Annotated in this window: 1 protein-coding gene; it reads left to right on the top strand. The window is 70.2% G+C overall.

From position 1 onward, the window contains the following. Positions 1-378: 378 nt before the first annotated feature. Positions 379-630 (top strand): hypothetical protein (locus tag C1I98_RS44850; RefSeq protein ID WP_438672144.1); only part of this gene is annotated, 252 nt, incomplete at its 3' end.

Below are 630 nucleotides of genomic sequence, written 5' to 3'. Positions count from 1 at the left end.
GACCTGACATGTAGTGATTCGGTGACGGATCGCCATGCGATCGGCATCACCCTGCGATCGCGCGCACCCAACGGTTCCGTAACCTCCGCCGCTGTCATCTCGACAGATGGCCGTAAACACGATTTCGTCATAGGCGGCATCTCCCCGGGCGGCGGCTCCGTCCGGCCAGTCACCTTGGAGCCGTGGTCCGGATCAAGGGGGACACCGGATACAAAACGGGGACCGCCCGCGTAGCCTCTCCCTCAGACGCGGGCGGTCCCCACTCCCCCTAGTGCGAGCAATGCCCCATCGCCCGCTTTGACTACACCTGCCCGTGATTGTGGGCTGTATGCCGGAATGTGGCACTAATCTCACGCGGGGGGGACGAATCCTCCCGGAGTGGGCTCAGGATCGCCGCTGACGTGGCCGTTTCCGGCCACCGGCCCACCATGCCCGCCGGACGACGGAGCCGCCGGACTCGGCGGCGCGAAGGGCGGCGCAGACGGCGGCCCGCCGTACGCGGCAGGCCCCGCGGACCGGTCGCCGTCGGCGCTCGGCACGAATGACGGCGTGTCGTGCGCGGGTGCGCCGGAGGGCGGGGTCCCGTACGCGGGCGGCGCGAACGACGGCGCCCCGTACGCGGGCTGGGAT

Origin of the sequence: Spongiactinospora gelatinilytica, assembly GCF_003236385.1 — a bacterium.
In the GTDB taxonomy this organism is placed as follows: Bacteria; Actinomycetota; Actinomycetes; order Streptosporangiales; family Streptosporangiaceae; genus Spongiactinospora; species Spongiactinospora gelatinilytica.
This window is presented reverse-complemented; position numbering and strand designations above follow the sequence as displayed.